At 41.6% G+C, this 21,000-nt stretch carries 20 protein-coding genes; 18 read left to right on the top strand and 2 right to left on the bottom strand.

The genetic code is table 11. The features are described 5' to 3' along the window. Positions 1-116: 116 nt before the first annotated feature. The gene (locus tag F2B13_RS06520; protein WP_149303673.1) at positions 117-476 is read left to right on the top strand and encodes a CoA-binding protein; all 360 of its coding nucleotides are present in this window, start codon (positions 117-119) and stop codon (positions 474-476) included. Between the two features lie 95 nt (positions 477-571). On the opposite strand, the gene F2B13_RS06515 is transcribed toward F2B13_RS06520, so the two are convergent. Next, a complete protein-coding gene (locus F2B13_RS06515) occupies positions 572-2,041 on the bottom strand; it encodes a sodium:solute symporter (protein ID WP_149303671.1) in 1,470 nt (489 codons plus the stop codon). Positions 2,042-2,291: 250 nt separating this feature from the next. Between F2B13_RS06515 and F2B13_RS06510 the strand changes: the two genes are divergently transcribed. The 15 genes from F2B13_RS06510 (at position 2,292) to F2B13_RS06440 (ending at position 17,326) form a co-directional block, all read left to right on the top strand. Then, positions 2,292-5,435: a SusC/RagA family TonB-linked outer membrane protein gene (locus tag F2B13_RS06510; RefSeq protein WP_149303669.1), complete on the top strand. Its 3,144-nt coding sequence runs from the start codon at positions 2,292-2,294 to the stop codon at positions 5,433-5,435. 25 nt (positions 5,436-5,460) lie between these two features. Beyond that, positions 5,461-6,999 carry a RagB/SusD family nutrient uptake outer membrane protein gene (locus F2B13_RS06505; RefSeq protein ID WP_149277572.1) on the top strand — a complete coding sequence of 513 codons (1,539 nt, stop codon included), beginning with the start codon at positions 5,461-5,463 and terminating at the stop codon, positions 6,997-6,999. Positions 7,000-7,191: 192 nt separating this feature from the next. Continuing rightward, positions 7,192-7,812 (top strand): recombination mediator RecR, encoded by a 621-nt coding sequence (gene recR / locus F2B13_RS06500; RefSeq protein ID WP_149303667.1) that lies wholly within the window; start codon positions 7,192-7,194, stop codon positions 7,810-7,812. Between the two features lie 86 nt (positions 7,813-7,898). After that, positions 7,899-9,251: a dihydrolipoamide acetyltransferase family protein gene (locus tag F2B13_RS06495; protein ID WP_149303665.1), complete on the top strand. Its 1,353-nt coding sequence runs from the start codon at positions 7,899-7,901 to the stop codon at positions 9,249-9,251. Between the two features lie 171 nt (positions 9,252-9,422). Beyond that, positions 9,423-10,691 carry a DUF481 domain-containing protein gene (locus F2B13_RS06490; RefSeq protein ID WP_149303663.1) on the top strand — a complete coding sequence of 423 codons (1,269 nt, stop codon included), beginning with the start codon at positions 9,423-9,425 and terminating at the stop codon, positions 10,689-10,691. Between the two features lie 228 nt (positions 10,692-10,919). Beyond that, a complete protein-coding gene (locus F2B13_RS06485; protein WP_149277568.1) occupies positions 10,920-11,696 on the top strand; it encodes a 3'-5' exonuclease in 777 nt (258 codons plus the stop codon). A 188-nt stretch (positions 11,697-11,884) separates the two neighbouring features. Beyond that, complete coding sequence (locus F2B13_RS06480) at positions 11,885-12,496, top strand: fumarylacetoacetate hydrolase family protein (protein WP_149277567.1); 612 nt, start codon at positions 11,885-11,887, stop codon at positions 12,494-12,496. Next, on the top strand, positions 12,496-12,834 hold the full coding sequence (locus F2B13_RS06475) for an Hpt domain-containing protein (RefSeq protein ID WP_149277566.1): 339 nt from the start codon (positions 12,496-12,498) through the stop codon (positions 12,832-12,834). The genes F2B13_RS06480 and F2B13_RS06475 overlap by 1 nt, the downstream gene beginning before the upstream one ends. Continuing rightward, a complete protein-coding gene (locus F2B13_RS06470; protein ID WP_149277565.1) occupies positions 12,834-14,084 on the top strand; it encodes a competence/damage-inducible protein A in 1,251 nt (416 codons plus the stop codon). Before F2B13_RS06475 ends, F2B13_RS06470 begins: the two co-directional genes overlap by 1 nt. A 66-nt stretch (positions 14,085-14,150) precedes the next feature. Beyond that, positions 14,151-14,387, top strand: a complete 237-nt coding sequence (gene rpmB / locus F2B13_RS06465; protein WP_149277564.1) for a 50S ribosomal protein L28 — start codon at positions 14,151-14,153, stop codon at positions 14,385-14,387. An 11-nt stretch (positions 14,388-14,398) separates the two neighbouring features. Further along, positions 14,399-14,581, top strand: a complete 183-nt coding sequence (gene rpmG / locus F2B13_RS06460) for a 50S ribosomal protein L33 (RefSeq protein ID WP_072995257.1) — start codon at positions 14,399-14,401, stop codon at positions 14,579-14,581. A gap of 41 nt (positions 14,582-14,622) precedes the next feature. Continuing rightward, the gene (locus tag F2B13_RS06455) at positions 14,623-14,772 is read left to right on the top strand and encodes a DUF4295 domain-containing protein (RefSeq protein WP_149277563.1); all 150 of its coding nucleotides are present in this window, start codon (positions 14,623-14,625) and stop codon (positions 14,770-14,772) included. Between the two features lie 156 nt (positions 14,773-14,928). Further along, positions 14,929-15,891 (top strand): signal recognition particle-docking protein FtsY, encoded by a 963-nt coding sequence (gene ftsY / locus F2B13_RS06450; protein WP_149277562.1) that lies wholly within the window; start codon positions 14,929-14,931, stop codon positions 15,889-15,891. A 186-nt stretch (positions 15,892-16,077) separates the two neighbouring features. Continuing rightward, positions 16,078-16,482 carry a hypothetical protein gene (locus F2B13_RS06445; protein ID WP_149303661.1) on the top strand — a complete coding sequence of 135 codons (405 nt, stop codon included), beginning with the start codon at positions 16,078-16,080 and terminating at the stop codon, positions 16,480-16,482. Continuing rightward, positions 16,472-17,326, top strand: a complete 855-nt coding sequence (locus tag F2B13_RS06440; protein ID WP_149303659.1) for a hypothetical protein — start codon at positions 16,472-16,474, stop codon at positions 17,324-17,326. Before F2B13_RS06445 ends, F2B13_RS06440 begins: the two co-directional genes overlap by 11 nt. 17 nt (positions 17,327-17,343) lie before the next feature. Here F2B13_RS06440 and F2B13_RS06435 read toward each other — a convergent pair whose 3' ends face one another. Then, positions 17,344-18,444: a serine hydrolase domain-containing protein gene (locus F2B13_RS06435; RefSeq protein WP_149303657.1), complete on the bottom strand. Its 1,101-nt coding sequence runs from the start codon at positions 18,442-18,444 to the stop codon at positions 17,344-17,346. A 113-nt stretch (positions 18,445-18,557) separates the two neighbouring features. Here F2B13_RS06435 and rimO point away from each other — a divergent pair, with 113 nt between their 5' ends. Both rimO and F2B13_RS06425 read left to right on the top strand, forming a co-directional pair. Beyond that, positions 18,558-19,859 carry a 30S ribosomal protein S12 methylthiotransferase RimO gene (gene rimO / locus F2B13_RS06430; RefSeq protein WP_149277558.1) on the top strand — a complete coding sequence of 434 codons (1,302 nt, stop codon included), beginning with the start codon at positions 18,558-18,560 and terminating at the stop codon, positions 19,857-19,859. A 112-nt stretch (positions 19,860-19,971) separates the two neighbouring features. Then, on the top strand, positions 19,972-20,970 hold the full coding sequence (locus tag F2B13_RS06425) for an SMP-30/gluconolactonase/LRE family protein (RefSeq protein ID WP_149277557.1): 999 nt from the start codon (positions 19,972-19,974) through the stop codon (positions 20,968-20,970). Positions 20,971-21,000 lie beyond the last annotated feature (30 nt).

Raw genomic sequence — 21,000 nt, 5'->3', positions numbered from 1 at the left:
ATCAACGACCAATATTTTGATAAAAAGCGATTTTCACATACTTTGATTCTAGTAGACGCAAACGATTGAGTTTTGTTGCGTTTTTTATGAAACTTTAACTTTTCGATGTTCACTTTATGAAAAAAACCCTTGTTTTCGGTGCTTCCCTTAAAACAAATCGATATAGTAATTTGGTAATACACCGCCTAAAGAACCATAACATCAAAACTGAAGCATTCGGACTAAAAAAAGGTAACGTAGGGGAGGTGCAAATAAAGACCAATTTAAACGATTTTCAAAACATTCATACCATAACTTTGTATATAGGGGCAAGGCGTCAGCCTGAATATATCGAGAAAATTTTGGAATTGAAACCTAAACGGGTCATCTTTAACCCGGGAACGGAAAATAAAGATTTTTACAAAGTACTTGAAGATAAAGGCATTGAAGCAGTAGTTGCCTGCACCCTTGTTCTCCTAGCAACAAATCAGTACTGATTTTCGAATCGAACGCATATGTCGTTTCTACACTATTATTTTAACACTTTTTTAATTGATCATTTCCCTCATTGTAATAATAATTTGCATCCTACCTATATTTTTGCAGGGGTGTCTCTGATAAACCAGAGCCCTATAAAGGTTAGCAATCCGTTAATCGGCAATAATTCATAACCGATTTCGTATCCTCCCAACATGTTCGCCGGCATATTGGCCAATCCTGCAATCAAGGCTACTACCAATAGGGCTACTACCCAAACAAATTTGTCCTTGATCTTAAATTTGGTAAATATTCCAAAGGTAAAAAGACCAAGTAGCGGTCCGTAGGTATACGTGGCTACCTGCAACAAGCCATCAATTACATTGGTATCGAGAATGTGTTTGAAAAGGATAACGACCAAGATTAATAGTAGGCTCATACCAATATGTGTTACTTTCCGTATACGATTCTGGTCTTTTTCCGGCTTTTTCTCGATACCTAAAAAATCGACACAGAAAGAGGTGGTCAAAGAGGTCAGGGCACTATCGGCGCTACTGTAGGCGGCTGCTATAAGCCCCAACATGAAGGTTATTGCTACGACCATTCCAAGATTGCTGTGAAGTGCAATTTCGGGGAAAAGCAAATCTGATTTTGCTTGGCCGTCCATCATAGGGGTCGCAATATCAAATCTATCTGCATAAATAAAAAGAAGAGCCCCGAGCAGTAAAAAAAAGAAGTTGACAAAAATCAATACCAAACTAAAGGACACCATATTCTTCTGAGCATCTTTCAAAGATTTACAGGTAAGATTTTTTTGCATCATATCTTGATCTAGACCCGTCATACAAATGGTAATGAACATTCCTCCCAAGAATGATTTGATAAAGTGGTTTTTATCAAAAAAGTTATCGGTGAACAAAATTTTATTATATGCTTTGAGCTCCTCAGAGGCAAGAAATTCAGTAAAACTCCAATCTAACTTTTGATTGATGAAATAAATGGAAAGTCCAACCGACAAGAGCATGAAGGCCGTTTGTAAAGTATCCGTCCATACGATAGTTTTAATACCTCCTTTAAAGGTGTAGATCCAAATCAGTAAAATGGAAAGTACCACAGTGATTTCGAAGCGAACCCCTAAATCGTCAAAAACGAACTGTTGTAGCACAATGGCCACCAAGAATAGGCGAAAGGAGGCCCCGAGTACCCTCGAAACAAAAAATGAAACTGCACCTACCTTATAACTCACCACCCCAAATCGACGTTCTAGATATTCATAGATTGAGGTGACGTTTAGTTGGTAGTAGATGGGCAATAGAACGAAAGCGATGACCAAATATCCGGCCAAATAGCCGAAGACTACTTGCATATAGCTGAATTCTGAAGCTTCTACCCATCCCGGAACGGAAATAAAGGTTACTCCAGAGAGTGATGCGCCGATCATACCGAAGGCTACCAGATACCAAGGTGAAGATTTTCCCGCTCTAAAGAAGTCGATGTTCGAATCGTTTTTTCCCGTGAAATAAGAAATCAATACTAGTAGTAGAAAATAGGCTCCTATAAGTATTAGGATGTGGGTTGAGGTCATTTAAAGTGTATTTCCAAGCAAATTACGAAAACTTGTAATAAAAATCAGTGGTAGAGACCCTAGCAATTTTATTGTAACATTAGTTTAAAAGGAGTAAAATAAATCCATTTATAGTAATATTCTTTAAATAATTTATGTAAAATATTATTTCGTTAACATTTATTTAACAATACAACTGTATCGTTGTAGAATTTTAAATATTACTTTCATTTCATTCATCCTAATAAAAACAACCCAAAATTTATCAATTATGAAGAACACATGTTTGAAAAGCTTCTTGCTTGCTGGTGCATTGTTATGTATCGGACTAGCAAGGGCACAGACGGTAAACGGAACCGTTTCGGACGCATCAGGCCCTTTGGCCGGTGCAAACGTGCTAGTTAAAGGTACAACGAACGGTACCCAAACTGATTTCGATGGTAACTACACATTAGACAATGTGGGAGCTAATGCCACCCTAGTCTTTAGTTACATCGGTTTTAAGACAATGGAAATACCTGTGGGGGCAAAGTCGCAAATTGACGTAGTACTAGAAGAAGATGCTGCCCAATTGGAAGAAGTAGTATTGATCGGCTATGGTAGCCTAAGAAAATCAGATCTTACAGGGGCCGTCGGGCAGGTAAGTGCCGATGAGCTTCAAGAACGCCCCGTTCAATCGCTTAACCAAGGCTTGGCAGGTAGGGTCTCAGGGGTTCAGGTCAATACCACTTCGGGTCGTCCGGGAGGTAGAACCAATGTTAGAATTAGGGGTTTCAGTTCGATCAACTCTTCTAATAACCCTTTATATGTCGTCGATGGGGTACAATTGCCTCAGGGCAACCTGGACCAGTTCACTTCGGCAATCGATTATTTGAATCCCAACGACGTGGTGTCGATTGAAGTGTTAAAGGATGCCTCTTCTACAGCTATATACGGTGCTCGAGGTGCGAACGGTGTTATTTTAGTTACCACAAAAAGAGGCCGGGCAGGACAAGGTAGAATTACTTACAACGTAGAATACAATGTCAAAGAATTCGGTCCGAACCTTGCGCAGACGCTCAATTCGGCTGAATACGCTCAGGTAGAACAACTTTCTTGGGAGAATACAGAAAAATTCGATCCAGAAGGCTGGGCCGCAGGTAATTATGCCCAGTACGAACCTCGGCTTAAAAGGGCCGACCCGCTAATGGCACCCTTGTTCGATAGCGAAGGCAACGCGATATATGATACCGATTGGTCCAAAGAGGTACAGCAACACAGACTCTCACAAAACCATCAATTGGGCTTTTCCGGTGGTAATGACAGGACCACCTATTCGCTTTCATTGGGCATAAATGATGAACAAGGCCTTCTAAAGAACTCTTATCAAAAGCGCTATTCAGGAAGATTCTCCATCGATGATCAGATAAAAGATTATTTAAAGATAGGGGGGTCATTGAGCTATAACTTTCAGACGGAAAACCTAGTAGATACTAACGATCAGGTACCCCGTAGAATGGTAGAGGATTTTCCGTTCTTGCCAGTTCGTTATGAAAGCGGCGAGAAAGAAGGGCTCTTCGCGGATAACCGTGATTATCCGTTTGCCGAGGGTACCCGTAGTTCGGTACATTGGCTAAACAGCAATCAGTACATTCTAAATACACAGACACTATCCGGCAGTGTTTTTTCGAATATCAGTTTTACAAAAGATCTAGAAATGCGTACCGTTGTAGCAAGCAATGTCATTACGCAAGAGAACAACGAATTTCGTGATAGTACGCTCGACAATAATGCGGTAGCTAGGGCTTCTTCAAGCAATTCGAAGGAAACCTTTTGGTCGATAGAAAACTATTTGACCTATACGAAGCAAATCAACGAGAACAATTCTTTGACTGCTCTTTTAGGGGTCTCCTGGCAGCAGACCAATAACTTTTTTGTTGTCGCGCAGTCACGGAATTTTCCTACTGATTTTTTTGAGTACAATAATCTTGGGGCGGGTACCGAAAACATAGGGGTCGGCTCTAATGCAAGAAGAGAGGCATTGAACTCTTACTTTGGCCGGATCAACTACAATTTGCTCGGCAAGTACCTCTTCACCGTGACGGGTAGGGCTGATGGTTCTTCAAAGTTCGGTGACAACAACAAGTTTTCCTTTTTTCCATCTGCTGCTGTAGCCTGGAGAATTTCCGACGAAGATTTTCTTGCCGAAAATGAAACGATCTCCAACTTAAAGTTGAGAACAAGTTATGGGGTCACCGGTAACTCCGAGATACCTCCATATTCTTCGCTGTCGCTATTAAGTTCAAACTATACCACGGTTTGGAACAACAACCGTGTGGGCGGCACAGGGTTGAACCGTTTGGCAAACCCCGACCTTAAATGGGAAAAGACGGCTCAGTATGATGTGGGCTTAGAATTGGGGCTGTTCAATAACCGTATTAGTCTAGAGGCCGATTATTATTACAGAAAAACGACCGATATGCTGTTAGATGCACCTGTACCTCAATCTAGTGGATATACGATTATTAGAAGAAATGTTGGTACGATGGAGAACCAAGGGTTCGAGTTTGCACTTACTACAATGAATATCGCTACTGCCGATCTGACTTGGAATACGACTTTTAATATTTCTACCAATAAGAACAAAGTACTGTCTTTGGCCACACCCTCCGATATTTTCGGTGTAGGTGGGCCGGGTTTTACCAACCAAACAAGTATTATTAGGGTAGGCGAACCCGTCGGCTCTTTTTGGGGGCTTACCCGATTGGGAACTTGGGGAACGGATGAGGCAGACGAAGCTGCAAGTTTCGTGAGTTATCGAAACGGATTGACTCTTTTGCCCGGTGACGTTAAATACAAAGATTTCAATGGCGATAAAATTATCAATGATGAGGATAGGAGCATCATCGGAAATGGGTATCCCACGGCTTGGGGGTCTTTGATCAACTCTGTTACCTATAAAGGTCTAGACCTTACGTTAGACCTTCAATATTCGTGGGGTAACGATGTACTTGATTTGAACCTTCACCCCAGCGAAGACCGGCAAGCTTTGGCGAACAGTTACCGAACTGTATTGGATGCCTGGACGCCCGATAATCAAGATACAATGATCGCACAGGTGCGCGATACCCGTGCTGGATATGTGACGAACGTTGATAGCCATTGGGTTAAAGATGGTTCTTTCGTACGGGGCCGTAACTTGATGCTCGGTTATTCTTTCGGCTCTCAGATTCTCGAAAACCTCTATTTGAGCAAACTACGTATATATGCCTCGACCCAAAATTTCTTTTTGCTCACTAAAGATGAGCTTCTTGGCGATCCAGAGATATCGCCCGTTCGTGGCGGTCCAGGCAGTAATGTTTTCTCCCAAGGGATAAAGTGGCACGAATATCCTAGATCCACCACTTTTGTATTGGGGCTGCAAGTAGGTATATAATCCGTTAACTTTAAAGACAAACATCATGAAAATTAATATAAGACAAAATATAAATAAGATTTTAGGCTGTTCGGTCTTGCTGTTGTTTACAGTTGGCTGTTCCGATTTTCTGGACGAGGAAGATCCTTCAAATTTAACGCCCGAAAGTTTTTATACTACTGCCAAACATGCAGAATCAGCAATAGCCGCAGTATATGCTGATGCCCGTTTTATTGGCGATGGAGCTGGTATTTTTTCGTCGACCTGGCAGTTGTTAATAGCTCCGACCGGCACTACCACCACCGAAACTGCCCAAAATTCGGACCTTAACAATCTTTATTCACTATCGTACGATCCCAACACCTTACATGTGAGGGTTTGGTGGCGCGGTCTCTATAAGGTCATAGCAAATGCTAATCTCGTACTCGAAAATGTTCCGGGTATCGAGATGAATGAAACCGAGAAAAATAAAGTCTTGGGCGAGGCCAAGTTTTTTCGTGCTTGGGCCTATTTCTATGCAGTTCGGCTTTGGGGCGATGTACCGTTGATCTTATTGCCTCAAAGTGCTACCGCGGAAGACTTTTTTCCAGTACGGGCACCACAACAAGAAGTATATGCCCAGATAGTTGCCGATTTGACCGAAGCGGAAAATGCGGGTTTACCTTGGGTAGACGAGAGTGGTCGTGTGTCACAATCGGCAGTTAAAACCTTACTCTCTAAAGTATACCTGACTATGGCCGGGCAACCGCTCAATGAAACGGCGCGCTATGCCGATGCGGCAAACAAGGCAAAAGAGGTTATCGACAATGCCGGTCCTTTGCGACTTTTCGATACCTATGGCGAGATTCATAACGAAACCCTGAACAATACTGGCGAGCATATTTTTAGTTTGCAATACAATGCGGAAATAGCTTCAAATCCGATGGGAAATATGTTTCCCAATTTTCAGCCGGTTACTTATCGCGGGCCTTCCGGAACTGGTAGTACAATACCCGATATCGATTTTTATAATTCCTTTGAGGCGGGTGACCTAAGAACCGTAGATCGAGAAGGATGGTTCTATACTAGTTATTATCGCAATGGTAACGAAGAACTTTTTGATTTGGGTAAACCTTATATTTTCAAGCATTTTAATGTAATAGCGAACGGTACGTTTGGTGTTCCCGGTACGGCTAGGGACAACCTGAATTTACCGATATTTCGCTATGCTGAGGTTTTATTGATTTATGCAGAAGCCTCGAACGAGGTAAGCGGCCCTACCCAAGATGCTTGGGACGCCTTAAAGGCGATAAGAGACCGAGCGCAATTAGCTACGCCAGCACTCGGTACTTTCGATACGGGATCCTTTCGAGAGGCTATTTGGGCAGAAAGATGGTACGAACTTTGTTTCGAAATGAAAGTCTGGTTCGATATGGTACGCCTTAGAAAAGTATATAATAGTACGACCGGTGGTTTTGATGACTTTGTCGGCCATATTAACCTAAATTCGGATCAGGCACTGCAAGAAAAACATCTGTTATTTCCGATTCCGGAACAAGAGCTGATTAATAGCCCCAATTTAGAAACTCAGAACCCTGGATATTAGGATGTTGTGATTAAGTTAATCTAATATTCATTAAGTGGAGATTTAATGAATTTGTTTGAGTTAGTTTTTTATGTTGGTTGAAAAGTGGGGTTAGCGCCCCACTTTTTCAATTTTAAAGGGTGTCTTGAGGCCATGCCCAAAATTCAATAGCCCTCCAGTAAAAATTGTACTTTTGCCTTGAAAATTGGAATAATGGACTTTTCTTCTAAATTATTGGAAAATGCCGTCGATGAAATGTCCCAGTTACCGGGAATTGGAAAGCGTACGGCCTTGCGTTTGGTGCTTCATCTTCTTAAACAACCCGAAGAGCAGACGATTCGCCTAACAAAAGCTTTGGAAAAACTCAAAAGCGATATAAAATTGTGTTCGAATTGTCATAATATTTCAGACCATATAATTTGTGATATCTGTGCAAGCCCAAAAAGAGATCGATCATTGATTTGTGTGGTCGAAGATATTCGTGACGTTATGGCAATTGAGAATACGAGCCAATACAAGGGCCTGTATCATGTGCTTGGGGGGAAAATTTCACCCATGGAAGGAGTAGGCCCGCAAGACCTTACCATAACTTCTTTAATAGCTAAAGTAAAAAAGGGAAACGTCAATGAACTTATTTTCGCCCTCAGCTCTACTATGGAGGGTGATACAACGAATTTTTACATCTATAAACAATTAAGTGGACTCGATATTAGAACCTCTACTATCGCCAGGGGTATTTCCGTTGGGGACGAATTGGAATATGCCGATGAGGTAACCTTGGGCAGAAGCATATTGAACCGCATACCCTTTGAAGGCTCTTTAAAGGCCAACTAAAAGAAAATCTTCGATATAGGAGGTAGGTAAATTATAATGATTCGGCGTGTTTTTTGTTATTTTTGCGCAGTAGATAAAATCGGAGTATGTCAAAATTTGAACTGAAATTGCCGCGTATGGGCGAAAGTGTTGCCGAGGCGACCTTGACCGCTTGGTTAAAGGATATCGGTGATACTATTGAATTGGATGAGCCTGTTTTTGAAATAGCGACGGATAAGGTAGATTCTGAAGTACCCAGTGAAGTAGCGGGGATTCTGTTAGAGAAACTTTTCGAGGTCGATGATGTAGTTGGAGTGGGGCAGACCGTCGCCATAATAGAGGTGAAAGGCGATGATGAGGCAGAAGAAGAGCAAGAAGAATCGATATCCGATGAAGCAGCGTCGAACGAATCGGAGGCTGCTGCAGCAGTCTTGGCGGAAGAAAAGGTAAGGGTTGCCAAAGAAACTACTAGCATGCCGGCGTCGACTACGGCGACTTCCGAGCGATTCTATTCGCCTCTTGTAAAAAATATTGCAAAGCAAGAAGGCATATCTATGGCCGAACTTGATGATATCGAGGGTACGGGAAAAGAGGGCCGTGTTACCAAGAACGATATTTTGGCTTATTTGGAAAATGGGCAGGAATCACAAGAAGTACCTGAAAAGGTATCGAAACCTAGGTCTACGGTTCCCGCTGACGAAAAGATAGTCGAAGAAGAAAAAAGTCAGACGTCTGCGGTTCGTTCTACGAATGGAGACGAAGAAATTGAGATGACCCGTATGGGTAAACTGATCGCAAAGCACATGTCCGAAAGTGTGTCGACTTCTGCGCATGTACAGAGTTTTATAGAAGTTGATGTTACCGCCATTGTCAACTGGAGGAATCGTGTAAAAGACGACTTTGAGAAACGAGAGGGTGAAAAATTGACCTTTACCCCGATTTTCATGGAAGCTGTTGCGAAGGCGTTAAAGAAGTATCCGATGATGAATATTTCGGTCAACGGTGACAGTATTATTAAAAGGAGGAACATCAATATCGGTATGGCAGCCGCCCTGCCCGATGGTAATTTGATTGTTCCGGTCATTAAAAATGCCGATCAATTGAATTTGGTAGGTATGGCCAAAGTGGTCAACGATTTGGCACTCCGTGCAAGGGAAAATCGGCTCAAGCCCGATGAGGTTCAAGATGGTACTTATACCGTAACCAATGTCGGTACTTTTGGTAGTGTCTTTGGCACCCCTATCATTAATCAGCCACAGGTGGGCATTTTGGCGTTGGGAGCAATTCGAAAGATACCAGCGGTAATCGAGACCGATGCGGGAGACTTTATCGGAGTCAGAAGTAAGATGTATCTGTCCCATAGTTACGACCATAGAGTAGTTAATGGTGCGCTGGGAAGCATGTTCGCAAAAGCGGTCTGTGATTATTTGGAAGCTTGGGACGTAAATCGAGAAATTTAAGAAAACAAAAATGGGCCAAACTTCTTAGATTAAGAAATCAGCAAAAAAATCACGAATCTCTTTTAAAATTTGCAGTGTACGGCTAATTTTGGTGCTTGATTTACGATTAACGAAGTAATGTTAGTTTTTTTTTGTTTTTGATTCTAACTTTAGGGCTTTCCAAACCAAAAAATGTTAAAAATAGTAACCGAATTTTCCAATGTGATCGTTGGTAAATTAGTATTCTTTTTTCTTCTGATTATCCCCTTGATGGCTTTTTCCCAGGAAGAGCAAGAAGAAAAGGCTCCGATGCGCTTGTTTATCGATTGCAACTGCGACAAAAATTATTTGCGACAGGAAATAAAATATGTCGGCCATGTGCGCGATCAGGCTCAAGCTAATATTAAACTCTTTATTTATGACATTGCCAACGGTAGCGGTGGACGAACGTATACGTTGGACTTTGAGGGCAAAGGCGATTATAAGGATATCTTTGGGAAGTTAAGTTATGATACTACAGCGAACATGACCAATGACGAGGTACGTCAAGGACTGTTGAAGAAGGTACAGTCGGGTCTTTTACAATACGTCTTGCAATCAGGTCTGGCAGATAGTATTACTTATACTGTCAATAACGATGGCACGGGTGAAGTTCAAGAAGTAGATTTTACGGATCCATGGAACAATTGGATTTTTGAGGTCTTCGGCGAAGCTCGATTGAATAAAGAGTCCAGCCGAAAAAGCTTTAATTATACGGTGGGCTTCGAGAGTGACCATGTAACTGAGAATTGGAGGATTCGTACCGATCTCCGATTATATCAAGCCAATAGCGAATACATACAAAATGATGAAACATATACCAGCGAGCGATTCCGATATTCGGTAGATGGAAGCATTGTTCGAAGTCTTTCTGACCATTGGTCAACAGGAGTTTTTGCAGGTGCCAGGCACGATACTTTTACGAATCTAGACTTCCGGTATTACTTCACACCAGCTTTGGAATATAACATTTTTCCCTATCGAGAAGTATTGCGACGTGAAATTACCTTCGCCTATAAAATTGGTTTCTTCCATAACGATTATATCGAACCGACCATTTTTGATCAAATCAGCGAGGGCATATTCAATCATTCCTTAGACGTACAAGTACGGTATAGGCAGCAATGGGGTAACGTTTATGCACGTTTGCTGGGTTCCACATTTTTGAACGATTTCAGTAAGAACAGGGTGCAATTGAACGGGAATTTATCGGTACGCTTGATAAAAGGCCTGTCAGTGAGGTTTTCGGGTAGGTTTGAACTTATACGTGATCAGATAAACTTGCCGGCGGGCGATGCCTCTATCGAAGATGTGCTGCTACAACAAAAACAGATTGCTACTGATTTCGAGACCGGCTTTAGTATAGGGCTTAGTTACACTTTCGGTTCTGCCTACAATAATATTATCAACACAAGGCTTTAACTTGAATTATTGCGATATAAGGCCATAATTTCACTTTAAGAATTAATAAATCAGTGACCCGGGGTTAACGATCAAGTAGAAAACCAATCCCAAACCGGATTTGATGCCTACTTCGACCGATAAATTATCGGATGCGGTCTGGTATTGCCACAGCAGAAATCTGTTAAAGGTTATCATTCATTTTTCATAACTTTCATAAAAACTATCTTTGTAATAAATTATAGGAAGATGCAGCTTAACCTCACGAAACCCATATGTTTTTTTGATCTTGAAACTACCGGAACCAATATTGCCAAAGATCGCATCGTCGAAATTTCTATTCTTAAGATATTTCCCAACGGAAATAAACAAAGTAGAACCTGGCTTGTAAATCCGGAAATTCCCATTCCTGATGAGACGGCTGCCATTCATGGTATTACCGATGAAAAGGTAGCTTCGGAACCGACCTTCAAACAACTGTCCAAAGAAATATATCAAATGATAAAGGATAGTGATTTGGGCGGATTTAATTCTGACCGGTTCGATATTCCATTATTGGCTGAGGAAATGCTCCGTGCCGATGTCGATTTTGATATGAAGAACATGGTATCTGTAGACGTACAGACCATTTTTCATAAAATGGAAAAGCGAACTTTGGAAGCCGCTTACAAATTCTACTGCGATAAAGATTTGACCGATGCACATAGTGCCGAGGCTGATACCTTGGCCACGTACGAGGTGTTGTTATCCCAGTTGGATCGCTATCCTGACCTTGAGAACGATATTAAAAAACTCGCTGAATTTTCAACCCATCGGCCATTTGCTGATTTTGCTGGCTTCTTGGGCTATGATGAAGAGGGAGTGGAAATTTTTGCCTTTGGAAAACATAAGGGAAAACGAGTATTGGAGGTGCTAGAGAAGGAACCTGGCTATTTTGGTTGGATTTTAAATGCCGATTTTCCATTATATACGAAGAAAGTACTTACAAAAATCAAATTAAATCAGTTGAACAGCAAACTCGGATAGCAATTTGAAGGGTTGTTTCGATGCAAAAAAGCGTAAGTATATACGTGGTTGTATCTTTGTTCAAAGAGCGGATACGTTTTTAGGTGCTAAACGGATTTTAAAACTTACTCAGTTTTTTTGGAACCGCTAATAGGATTGCTCTTACGATGAAATTCCATTATTCAAAAGAATTCCATAATCTATACTAGATGAAACTTATTTGCATAGGCCGAAATTATGCCGACCATATTACAGAGTTGGCCAATGAACGCCCAGAAGAACCTGTGGTTTTTATCAAACCTGATTCAGCCATTTTACCCAAGGGACAGGATTTTTACATCCCCGATTTCTCCGATAATGTTCACTACGAGGTCGAAGTATTGGTGAAGATTAAAAAGGTGGGGAAGCATATTGCCGAAAAATTTGCGCACACCTACTACGACGAGATAGGTCTTGGTATAGATTTTACGGCCCGAGATGTACAATCTAAGCTAAAAGAAAAGGGTCTTCCTTGGGAAAAAGCTAAGGGTTTTGATGGTGCGGCGGTAATCGGGGCATGGTATCTTAAAACTGATTTTAAGGATGTAAACGACCTCGATTTTTCGCTTTTGAAGAATAACGAAACGGTACAGGTCGGGAACACGCGACTGATGCTGTGGAAGATAGATGAACTTGTGTCGTATGTGTCACGATTCTTTACACTGAAGAAGGGGGATATTATTTTTACAGGTACACCTTCCGGGGTTGGAAGAATAGCCGCAAATGACTATCTTTCGGGTATATTGGAGGGTAAAACAATTTTCACTTTAAAAGTAAAATAATGATATACAATCTTGATAAAATCAATGAGATGGCTGATGGAGATGAAGATTTCATCAATTCTGTAATTTCAGTTTTCTTAGATGAAGTACCGGAGGATCTCAAAGAACTTGAACAGGCCCTGGCGCAAAAAAATCATGAACAAGTATATAAACTTGCCCATAAGATAAAGCCTAATGTCGATCTATTGGGCATGGAACAAACTCGGGAAAGAGCACTTCAGATAGAAACTTTGGGTAAGAACGAGGCGAACATGGCGGAAATTCAAGAGATTTTTCCGACCCTCAAAAAAGATATCAATCAAGTCGTGGCAGAGCTAAAAAAAGATTTTCAACTGTAATGCTCGCAGAAATTATTACGATTGGCGATGAGATTCTCATAGGTCAGATTGTAGATACCAATTCCGCTTTTATAGCTAAGGAACTTAATAAAATAGGCGTTTCCGTCTATCAAATCACATCGGTGCAAGATGAAAGGGAGCACATTCTTTCAGCCTTGGAGGAGGCTCGTAACCGGGTGCAGCTAGTGCTGATCACCGGTGGGTTAGGGCCTACCAAAGACGATATTACCAAACATACGCTATGTGAGTTTTTAGACGATAGGTTGGTTGAAGATAAAAGTGTGCTAGACCATGTTGAAGAACTCTTTAAAAAATACATTACCTCCACCCCGATATCCGATATTAATAGAAAACAGGCCCTGGTGCCCTCAAGGGCTACGGTTTTACACAACGCGTATGGTACCGCACCGGGTTTATGGATGCAATCAAATAATGTCACCTTTGTTTCAATGCCCGGGGTACCCTTCGAGATGAAGCATCTGATGGTCGATGTGGTCATCCCAAAAATCAGTAAAGAATATCGGAGACCCTATATTCTGCATAAGACAATTATTACGTATGGGTTGGGTGAAAGTGCTATCGCCGATAAAATTGAAGATTGGGAGAATCGGTTGCCCCCATTTATAAAACTGGCTTATTTACCGAGCTTAGGTAGGGTGAGATTGCGTTTGACGGCCAAAGGCGCCGAGGAAAAAGAACTTCAAGATGGTATCGGAAAGGCCGTGAGGGAAGTTTACCCCTTGATTGGGGATATTATTTATGGCCTCGAAGACGATGAGGTTTTGGAGCAGGTGGTGGCGAAGTTGTTGACCAAGAAAAAGATGACGCTTGCAACGGCCGAAAGTTGTACCGGGGGACGAATTGCCGAGCAACTGACGGCAATGGCAGGGGCTTCGGCATATTTTAAGGGAACGGTGGTAAGTTATGCCACCGAAGTTAAGATCGAAGTTTTGAACGTTCGAAAAGATAGCATCGACGCCCATTCGGTTGTAAGTGGGGAAGTGGCTGTTCAAATGGCCCAAAACGTCAAAAAAATGATGAAAAGCGATTTCGCAATAGCTACCACTGGAAACGCAGGTCCTAGTAAAGGAGACTCCGATGCAGAGGTAGGTACGGTATTTATAGCGATTGCCTCTCCAAGAGGCGTTTTTGCAGAAAAATTCAATATGGGAAACCACAGGGAACGCATTGTGCAAAAAACGGTAAACAAGGCATTTGAACTGCTTCAAAAAGAAATTTTAAAAATCTGAATATTCTTTTGTCCGTCCCATAAAAATGATATAAATTTGCACCCTGTTTAAAGAAAAATCAGCGCAATGTCAAAAGTTTGTGAAATTACGGGAAAGAGAGCAATGACGGGAAACAACGTTTCGTTCTCTATAAACAAGACCAAAAGAAGGTTTGATGTTAACCTTTCCAAAAAGCGTTTTTATCTTCCTGAAGAGGATCGTTGGATTACGCTGAAGGTCTCGGCAAAAGCGTTGAAAATCATCAATAAGAGAGGTATTTCTGCGGTTCTTAAGGAAGCAAGAGCACAAGGATTGGTCAAATAAGCTAGTTTACGATGGCAAAGAAAGGAAATAGAATACAGGTTATTTTAGAGTGTACCGAGCATAAAGATTCTGGAATGCCAGGAACTTCAAGGTACATTACCACTAAAAATAAAAAGAACACGCCGGAACGGATGGAAATCAAAAAATTCAATCCTATCTTAAAAAGGATGACGGTTCATAAAGAAATCAAGTAGATCGGATTTTTGTCTATAAAATCCTTTAAAAGTAAATAGTCATGGCAAAGAAAACGGTTGCGAGTTTACAAACAAGTTCAAAAAGATTGACAAAAGCCATTAAAATGGTAAAGTCCCCGAAAAGTGGGTCGTATACTTTTGTCGAATCGGTTATGCCTCCAGAAATGGTGAATGACTGGTTAAAAAAATAATTGCGTTATAAGAAACGAAAGTGAGCCTCTTTTTAAAGAGGCTTTTTTTTTTGGTCCAAACGTAAAGAAATGGAAATTTGAATCGACATAAGATACTCTTTTTCATGGTTTGAAACTTACTTTCTTATCTTTGAAGCCATCAATACATTCAATCTTATGAGTCTTTTTAAAAATATATTTTCCTCAAAGAAAAAAGAAACCCTGGACAAGGGCTTGGAGAAGTCAAAAACATCGTTTTTTTCCAAGCTAGGTAAGGCCGTTGCTGGCAAATCAAAAGTTGATGATGATGTATTAGATGATTTAGAGGAAGTTCTTGTTACCTCCGATGTTGGTGTGAACACCACCCTTAAGATTATCGAAAGAATCGAAGCTCGGGTCGCTAGGGACAAATATGTCGGCACCGATGAACTCAATACCATTCTACGTGAAGAGATTGCAGGGCTATTATCAGAGACCCATGCCGAAAATCTGACCGAATTCGTTATTCCAAAGGAAAAAAGGCCCTATGTAATCATGGTCGTCGGAGTCAATGGAGTGGGCAAGACCACCACTATTGGTAAATTGGCCTTCCAATTCAAAAAGCAGGGCCTGAAAGTCGTTTTGGGGGCAGCCGACACATTTAGAGCTGCCGCTATTGACCAGTTACAGGTTTGGGCCGATCGTGTGGAGGTTCCGATTGTCAAACAAAAAATGGGAAGTGATCCTGCTTCCGTGGCGTTCGATACCCTTAGTTCGGCCGTAAAACAGTCCGCCGATGTAGTCATTATAGATACCGCAGGCAGACTTCATAATAAGGTTAATCTTATGAACGAACTGACCAAAGTAAAGCGGGTGATGCAAAAAGTAGTACCTGAAACCCCACATGAAGTTCTTTTAGTATTGGACGGATCAACTGGTCAAAATGCTTTTGAACAGGCAAAACAGTTTACAAAGGCCACCGAAGTCTCGTCATTGGCTGTTACCAAACTAGATGGCACGGCAAAAGGTGGTGTAGTCATCGGTATTTCCGACCAATTTCAAATTCCAGTTAAATACATTGGAGTGGGCGAAGGCCTAGAAGACCTACAAGTTTTCAATAAACACGAATTCGTCGATTCATTTTTCGGGAGCAAAAACTAAGTACTTCTTACCGACCATTACTTTTTTGCATTTGGCGAAGTGGAACATTCGTTTTTCTCTAAAATAAGATGTGTGCCATCGGGCGAAAACTGAATATCTTTTGGGGTTTCCTGTTTTTATATAAAAATCTTACAGGTTTGATTATATTAGCCTACAATTTTATAGTTGTTGGCTAAAACAGAACGGATGAATTTGTGGAAGTTGCTTCAAAGGTATTGGATACCTATAAGTATCATATTGTGGGCCTTTTTTCAAATGGGGCTAACGAAGTACAGTTCCTTAAATCCCTGGAAAATGGGTGGCTATGGGATGTATTCCGAGTATCACCCGAACCTTTCCTACTTTGTTTGGATTGAAAGTGAAGGCCAACGGACTATGGCGCGTAGAAGTAAACTTTTTACTTCAAATGCGACCTTTCAAAAACTGATTCTCGAATGTAGAACCTACCCTAGTTCAGACCATCTTCGAAAGGTTTATGAGTTTTTAAGACAGAATCGCAGCGATAGTTTTAAGGTCGAGGTATGGCGTTTTGATTTTAAGGCCGATTCTCGGATATTAAAACGGGTATTGGTGAACAGTTATGAGGGCTAGTTTTAAAAAAAGCATTTTTGGGGGCTACTTGCTGCTATTGATTATTAACGTAATCGAATTGCGCTCGGGTATTCTTCTTGGGGTCGTTCAACTACTTCTAGGGTTGGGGGTCTGTCTCCCAAAGCTACTAAACGTTTTCGACTTACCGGCAATCCGACGGTACGACCGCGTTATCAAGGTAGTATTCTCTTTGAGTCTTCTCTTGGGAATTGTTTACAGGTGGTACAATGCACCGAACCATTTGTTTACCCTATTTTTTTTATCTCTTTTGCTTTTTTACGCTGAGGATGAGGAATACTTCACAGATAACCTACGCTGGATACTTATTGTGGTGATGGGATTTGCAACGATGCACAAGGTTTTCAATCCCAATTTTATGAGTGGTGATTTCATTGCATTTAGAATGGCCTCCGGTGACTTCTTCAGGCCGCTTATAAACAGTGGACTAATGCCTGAAATAAAGGAAGTAATTGCACAGAATGTTGAGAATATCCGTACGTTCGTTCGCACCGATCCAGTTTTAGGGAAAACCATTATTTTGAATATTGGCACTTTGCCCTATGAAGGATTACGACAACCTTTTGTCTATTCGATCATTGGTATGGAACTCTTATTGGCCTTGGGGTTCGTTTTTTTAGACCGTTCGAAGATTGTTCTTGGTTTTTTATTGCTTTTCGTAGCCTCTATCGGACTCGTCGTATCGGAATATGAATTTGCAGCCACGCTATTGTATATGGGGTTCGTTTTGTGTCCGATTACCTATCGTAATTTGAAACTAGGGTATCGCAATATTTTTTTGCTCTATGCTTTTTTCGCACTTTTAGACAACCTTTTTTGGCGATAGAGCATCGTTTAAATATTTCATTTGATGAGTGCGTTGATTTTTGACCAAAGTTCATTATCAAAGCTCGATGGTCCAAGTTGTAACTGTCCGGCATCACCGCCCATACGAACGATAACCAGTTTTTGACTGGGTACGATATATAGTTTTTGGTCATTTTTGCCCAACCCAGCGACCAAATCTTCTGGTGCGTTGGCCATGAGGGTCCCTGGATAGCTCTCTTCAGATCCGGGCATCCTGAACGAACTTTTTCCGTTGAGCCACCATAGATATCCGTACGCGGGATTTAGCTGTTGTGAAGTATTCAGCATGGCGTCTAAGTAGACGGTATCGGAAAGAAGGGCCTCCGACTCCCAAATTCCATTGTTCAGGTTCAAGAGACCGAAGCGTGCCATGCTTCGAGCTGTGCTGAAGTAGACATTATTATATGATAACGAGACCCAAAGGCCCTGCATGCCAATTTTGTCCCTGATCTTTGCGTTAAAGTAGTCCCTGAAATCTTGGTTTAGCGCGTTAGTCAAAATTTCGTCCAAAAGAGTGTATGTAGCATTGTGATAGAACCAAAATGTACCAGCATCGTTCTTGTACAAAAGACATTCCGGGTCTGTACAGAAATTATTGTCTACGCCGTAATCAACACCAGTTGTCATTGTCAAATGGTTCCATATGGAAATTTGTTCTTCTTGCTGGCTAGTGAGGCTTGACCAGCCTTCCCCTAGATATTCTTGCGAACTATCTTCGATGGACAAGTGTCCCTCTTCTTGGGCAATGCCCAATGTAAAGGCCGTTAGTGTTTTGCCGGCTGAGTTCCAAGCATGATTTTGGTCTTTGGTGAACCCTCCAAAATATTTTTCAATTACGATTTTTCCATTTTTTAAGATGATAAAAGCATCGGTATCATGTGCTTCTAAAAAGTCGTAAAGTGGCTTTTCGGCCGTTTCGTCCCAGTTCAAGTCCTGAAGAGCGATTTTCTCCCAAATATCCGTACTTATGGGCGGAAAATAGAGTGCATCATTTTCGGTGGGCATTTCTATTTCATCGGATGCCCCAGAATCCTTGGAACACCCTATAAAAATAGCTGCCACTAGCGGTAAGGCCCAAATAAGTTTATGTGCCGACATTGTTTTCATAGTAAGTTGGAATGCTGTAGGGTCTTAACGTAAAAAAGCAAGAATTCGTGTAATATGGGTTTTGTTACATTACTTGTCGTACTTTTGCATCCCATTAAAAAAATATGCGTACAAAAACCCTGAAAAAGAATAGAATCAATGTAGTCACCTTGGGCTGCTCCAAAAACGTCTACGATTCCGAGGTACTCATGGGCCAATTGCGGGCCAGTTCGAAAGACGTAGTGCATGAAGAGGAAGGCAATGTGGTGGTGATCAATACGTGTGGGTTTATTGCCAATGCGAAGGAAGAAAGTGTAAATACGATCTTGGAATACGTTCAGAAAAAGGAAGCAGGCCAGGTCGATAAGGTTTTTGTTACGGGTTGCCTCAGTGAGCGCTATAAACCCGATTTACAAAAGGAAATACCAAATGTTGATCAATATTTCGGTACTAGTGAGCTACCCAGCTTATTAAAGGCCTTGGGAGCTGATTATAAGCACGAACTTATAGGGGAGCGCCTTACAACTACTCCAAAAAACTACGCGTATCTCAAGATTGCCGAAGGTTGTGATCGCCCTTGCTCTTTCTGTGCCATTCCTATCATGCGCGGAAAACATCGTAGTACACCTATTGAAACGTTGGTGGCAGAAGCCGAAAAATTGGCCGCTACAGGGGTAAAAGAACTCATATTGATTGCCCAAGATCTTACCTACTATGGCCTAGACCTTTATAAGAAGCGTAATCTGGCCGAGCTCTTGAGGCGTTTGGTCACGGTAACCGGCATAGAATGGATCCGTTTGCATTATGCTTTTCCGACCGGTTTCCCAATGGATGTTTTGGAGGTCATGCTTACCGAACCTAAGGTTTGTAACTATATCGATATTCCCTTACAACATATTTCAGATGATATCTTAAAAAGCATGCGGAGAGGTACCACCCAGGCCAAAACGACACAATTGTTACGGGAATTTAGAAAGGCCGTTCCTGAAATGGCTATTCGTACTACCTTGATTGTCGGGTATCCTGGTGAGACAGAGGCAGATTTTGAAACGCTAAAGAACTGGGTGAAAGACATGCGCTTCGAACGCTTAGGATGTTTTACCTATAGTCACGAAGAGGATACCCATGCCTATAGCTTGAATGATGATGTGCCTGAAACGATTAAACAGGAAAGGGCCAATGAGATTATGGAAATCCAAGCTCAGATTTCTTGGGAACTGAACCAAGACAAGATCGGAAAGTCGTATCGCTGTATCATTGACAGAAAAGAAGGCAACTATTTTGTAGGCCGTACCGAGTTCGACTCACCCGATGTCGATAATGAAGTTTTGGTCGATGCTTCTAAACACTATTTAAAACAGGGCGAATTCGTCACCTTACGTATTACCGATGCGGCCGATTTTGACTTATACGGCGAACCGGCTTAACTTTTTTAGAACACTTCGCCTGAACATAAAATTTTGTCTTAAGGAAATTTTTTTTTCATATCTTCATAAGCTTCAGGGTCTTTTTAGGTTTTGGCAATCAACCTTCGTATTTATGAAAAAAGCTTATTTTCTTATTATGTTAGTCCTTGTGGCTTTCACTATCAACAGTCAGGAAAAGGAACATGAATTTTCCATTGAAATTCTACATGATGAAGCCTTGAACCTTCTTGATCCCGAAGCGAAAATCGAGGTCATAGGCAGTGGTTTTCAGTGGACGGAAGGCCCTTTGTATGTTTCAAAAGGAAAATATTTGCTATTCTCCGACATTCCCAACAATACGGTCTATAAGATTGATAAAAAGGGAAAACTAACGGAATATTTAAAACCATCGGGCTATTTAGGGGAGGGTACTTATGGCGACGAACCTGGTTCGAACGGACTGCTCCTTAGTCCGGATGGTGCATTGGTATTGATGCAGCACGGCGAACGACGGGTGGCCAAAATGCAGGGTACTTTAAAAAAACCGAAGCCTAAATATGAAGCCTTGGTGAGTACGTATGATGGGAAACGTTTCAATAGCCCTAATGACGGAGTTTTCGACCGGAAAGGCAATCTCTATTTTACGGATCCGCCTTATGGTTTGCCAAAAAAGATGGACGATCCGAATAAAGAACTTGATTTTCAAGGAGTCTATTGTTTGACCCCTTCGGGAGAGTTGATTTTGGTAGATACCTTATCACGCCCTAACGGTATTGCATTGTCCCCTGATAACACTACTTTGTATGTCGCGGTTTCAGACCCGGAGCATGCCGTTTGGTATCGGTATAACATTGTAGCCCCGGGAAAAGTGGAAAATAAGCAGTCTTTTTATGATGTAACCCAATTGATCGGTCAAGAAGGCCAACAAGGCCTGCCCGACGGAATGAAAATGCATAGCAAGGGATATCTCTTTGCTACGGGACCCGGTGGCGTTTGGGTATTCAATTTGGAGGCGCGTCCTTTAGCACGGATCCGAACGGGTCAAGCTACGGCAAATTGTGCATTTGATACCAAAGAAAAAAACCTGTTCATGACTGCCGATGATTATGTGCTAAAACTTCCCTTGAAATAAGACAAGAGAAATGCACACGTTGCCTGTACA

The sequence above is a fragment of the Pareuzebyella sediminis genome (assembly GCF_008367235.1).
GTDB lineage: Bacteria > Bacteroidota > Bacteroidia > Flavobacteriales > Flavobacteriaceae > Pareuzebyella > Pareuzebyella sediminis.
Note: the sequence above shows the minus strand (reverse complement) of the source record. Positions and strands in the feature narration are given on the sequence as shown.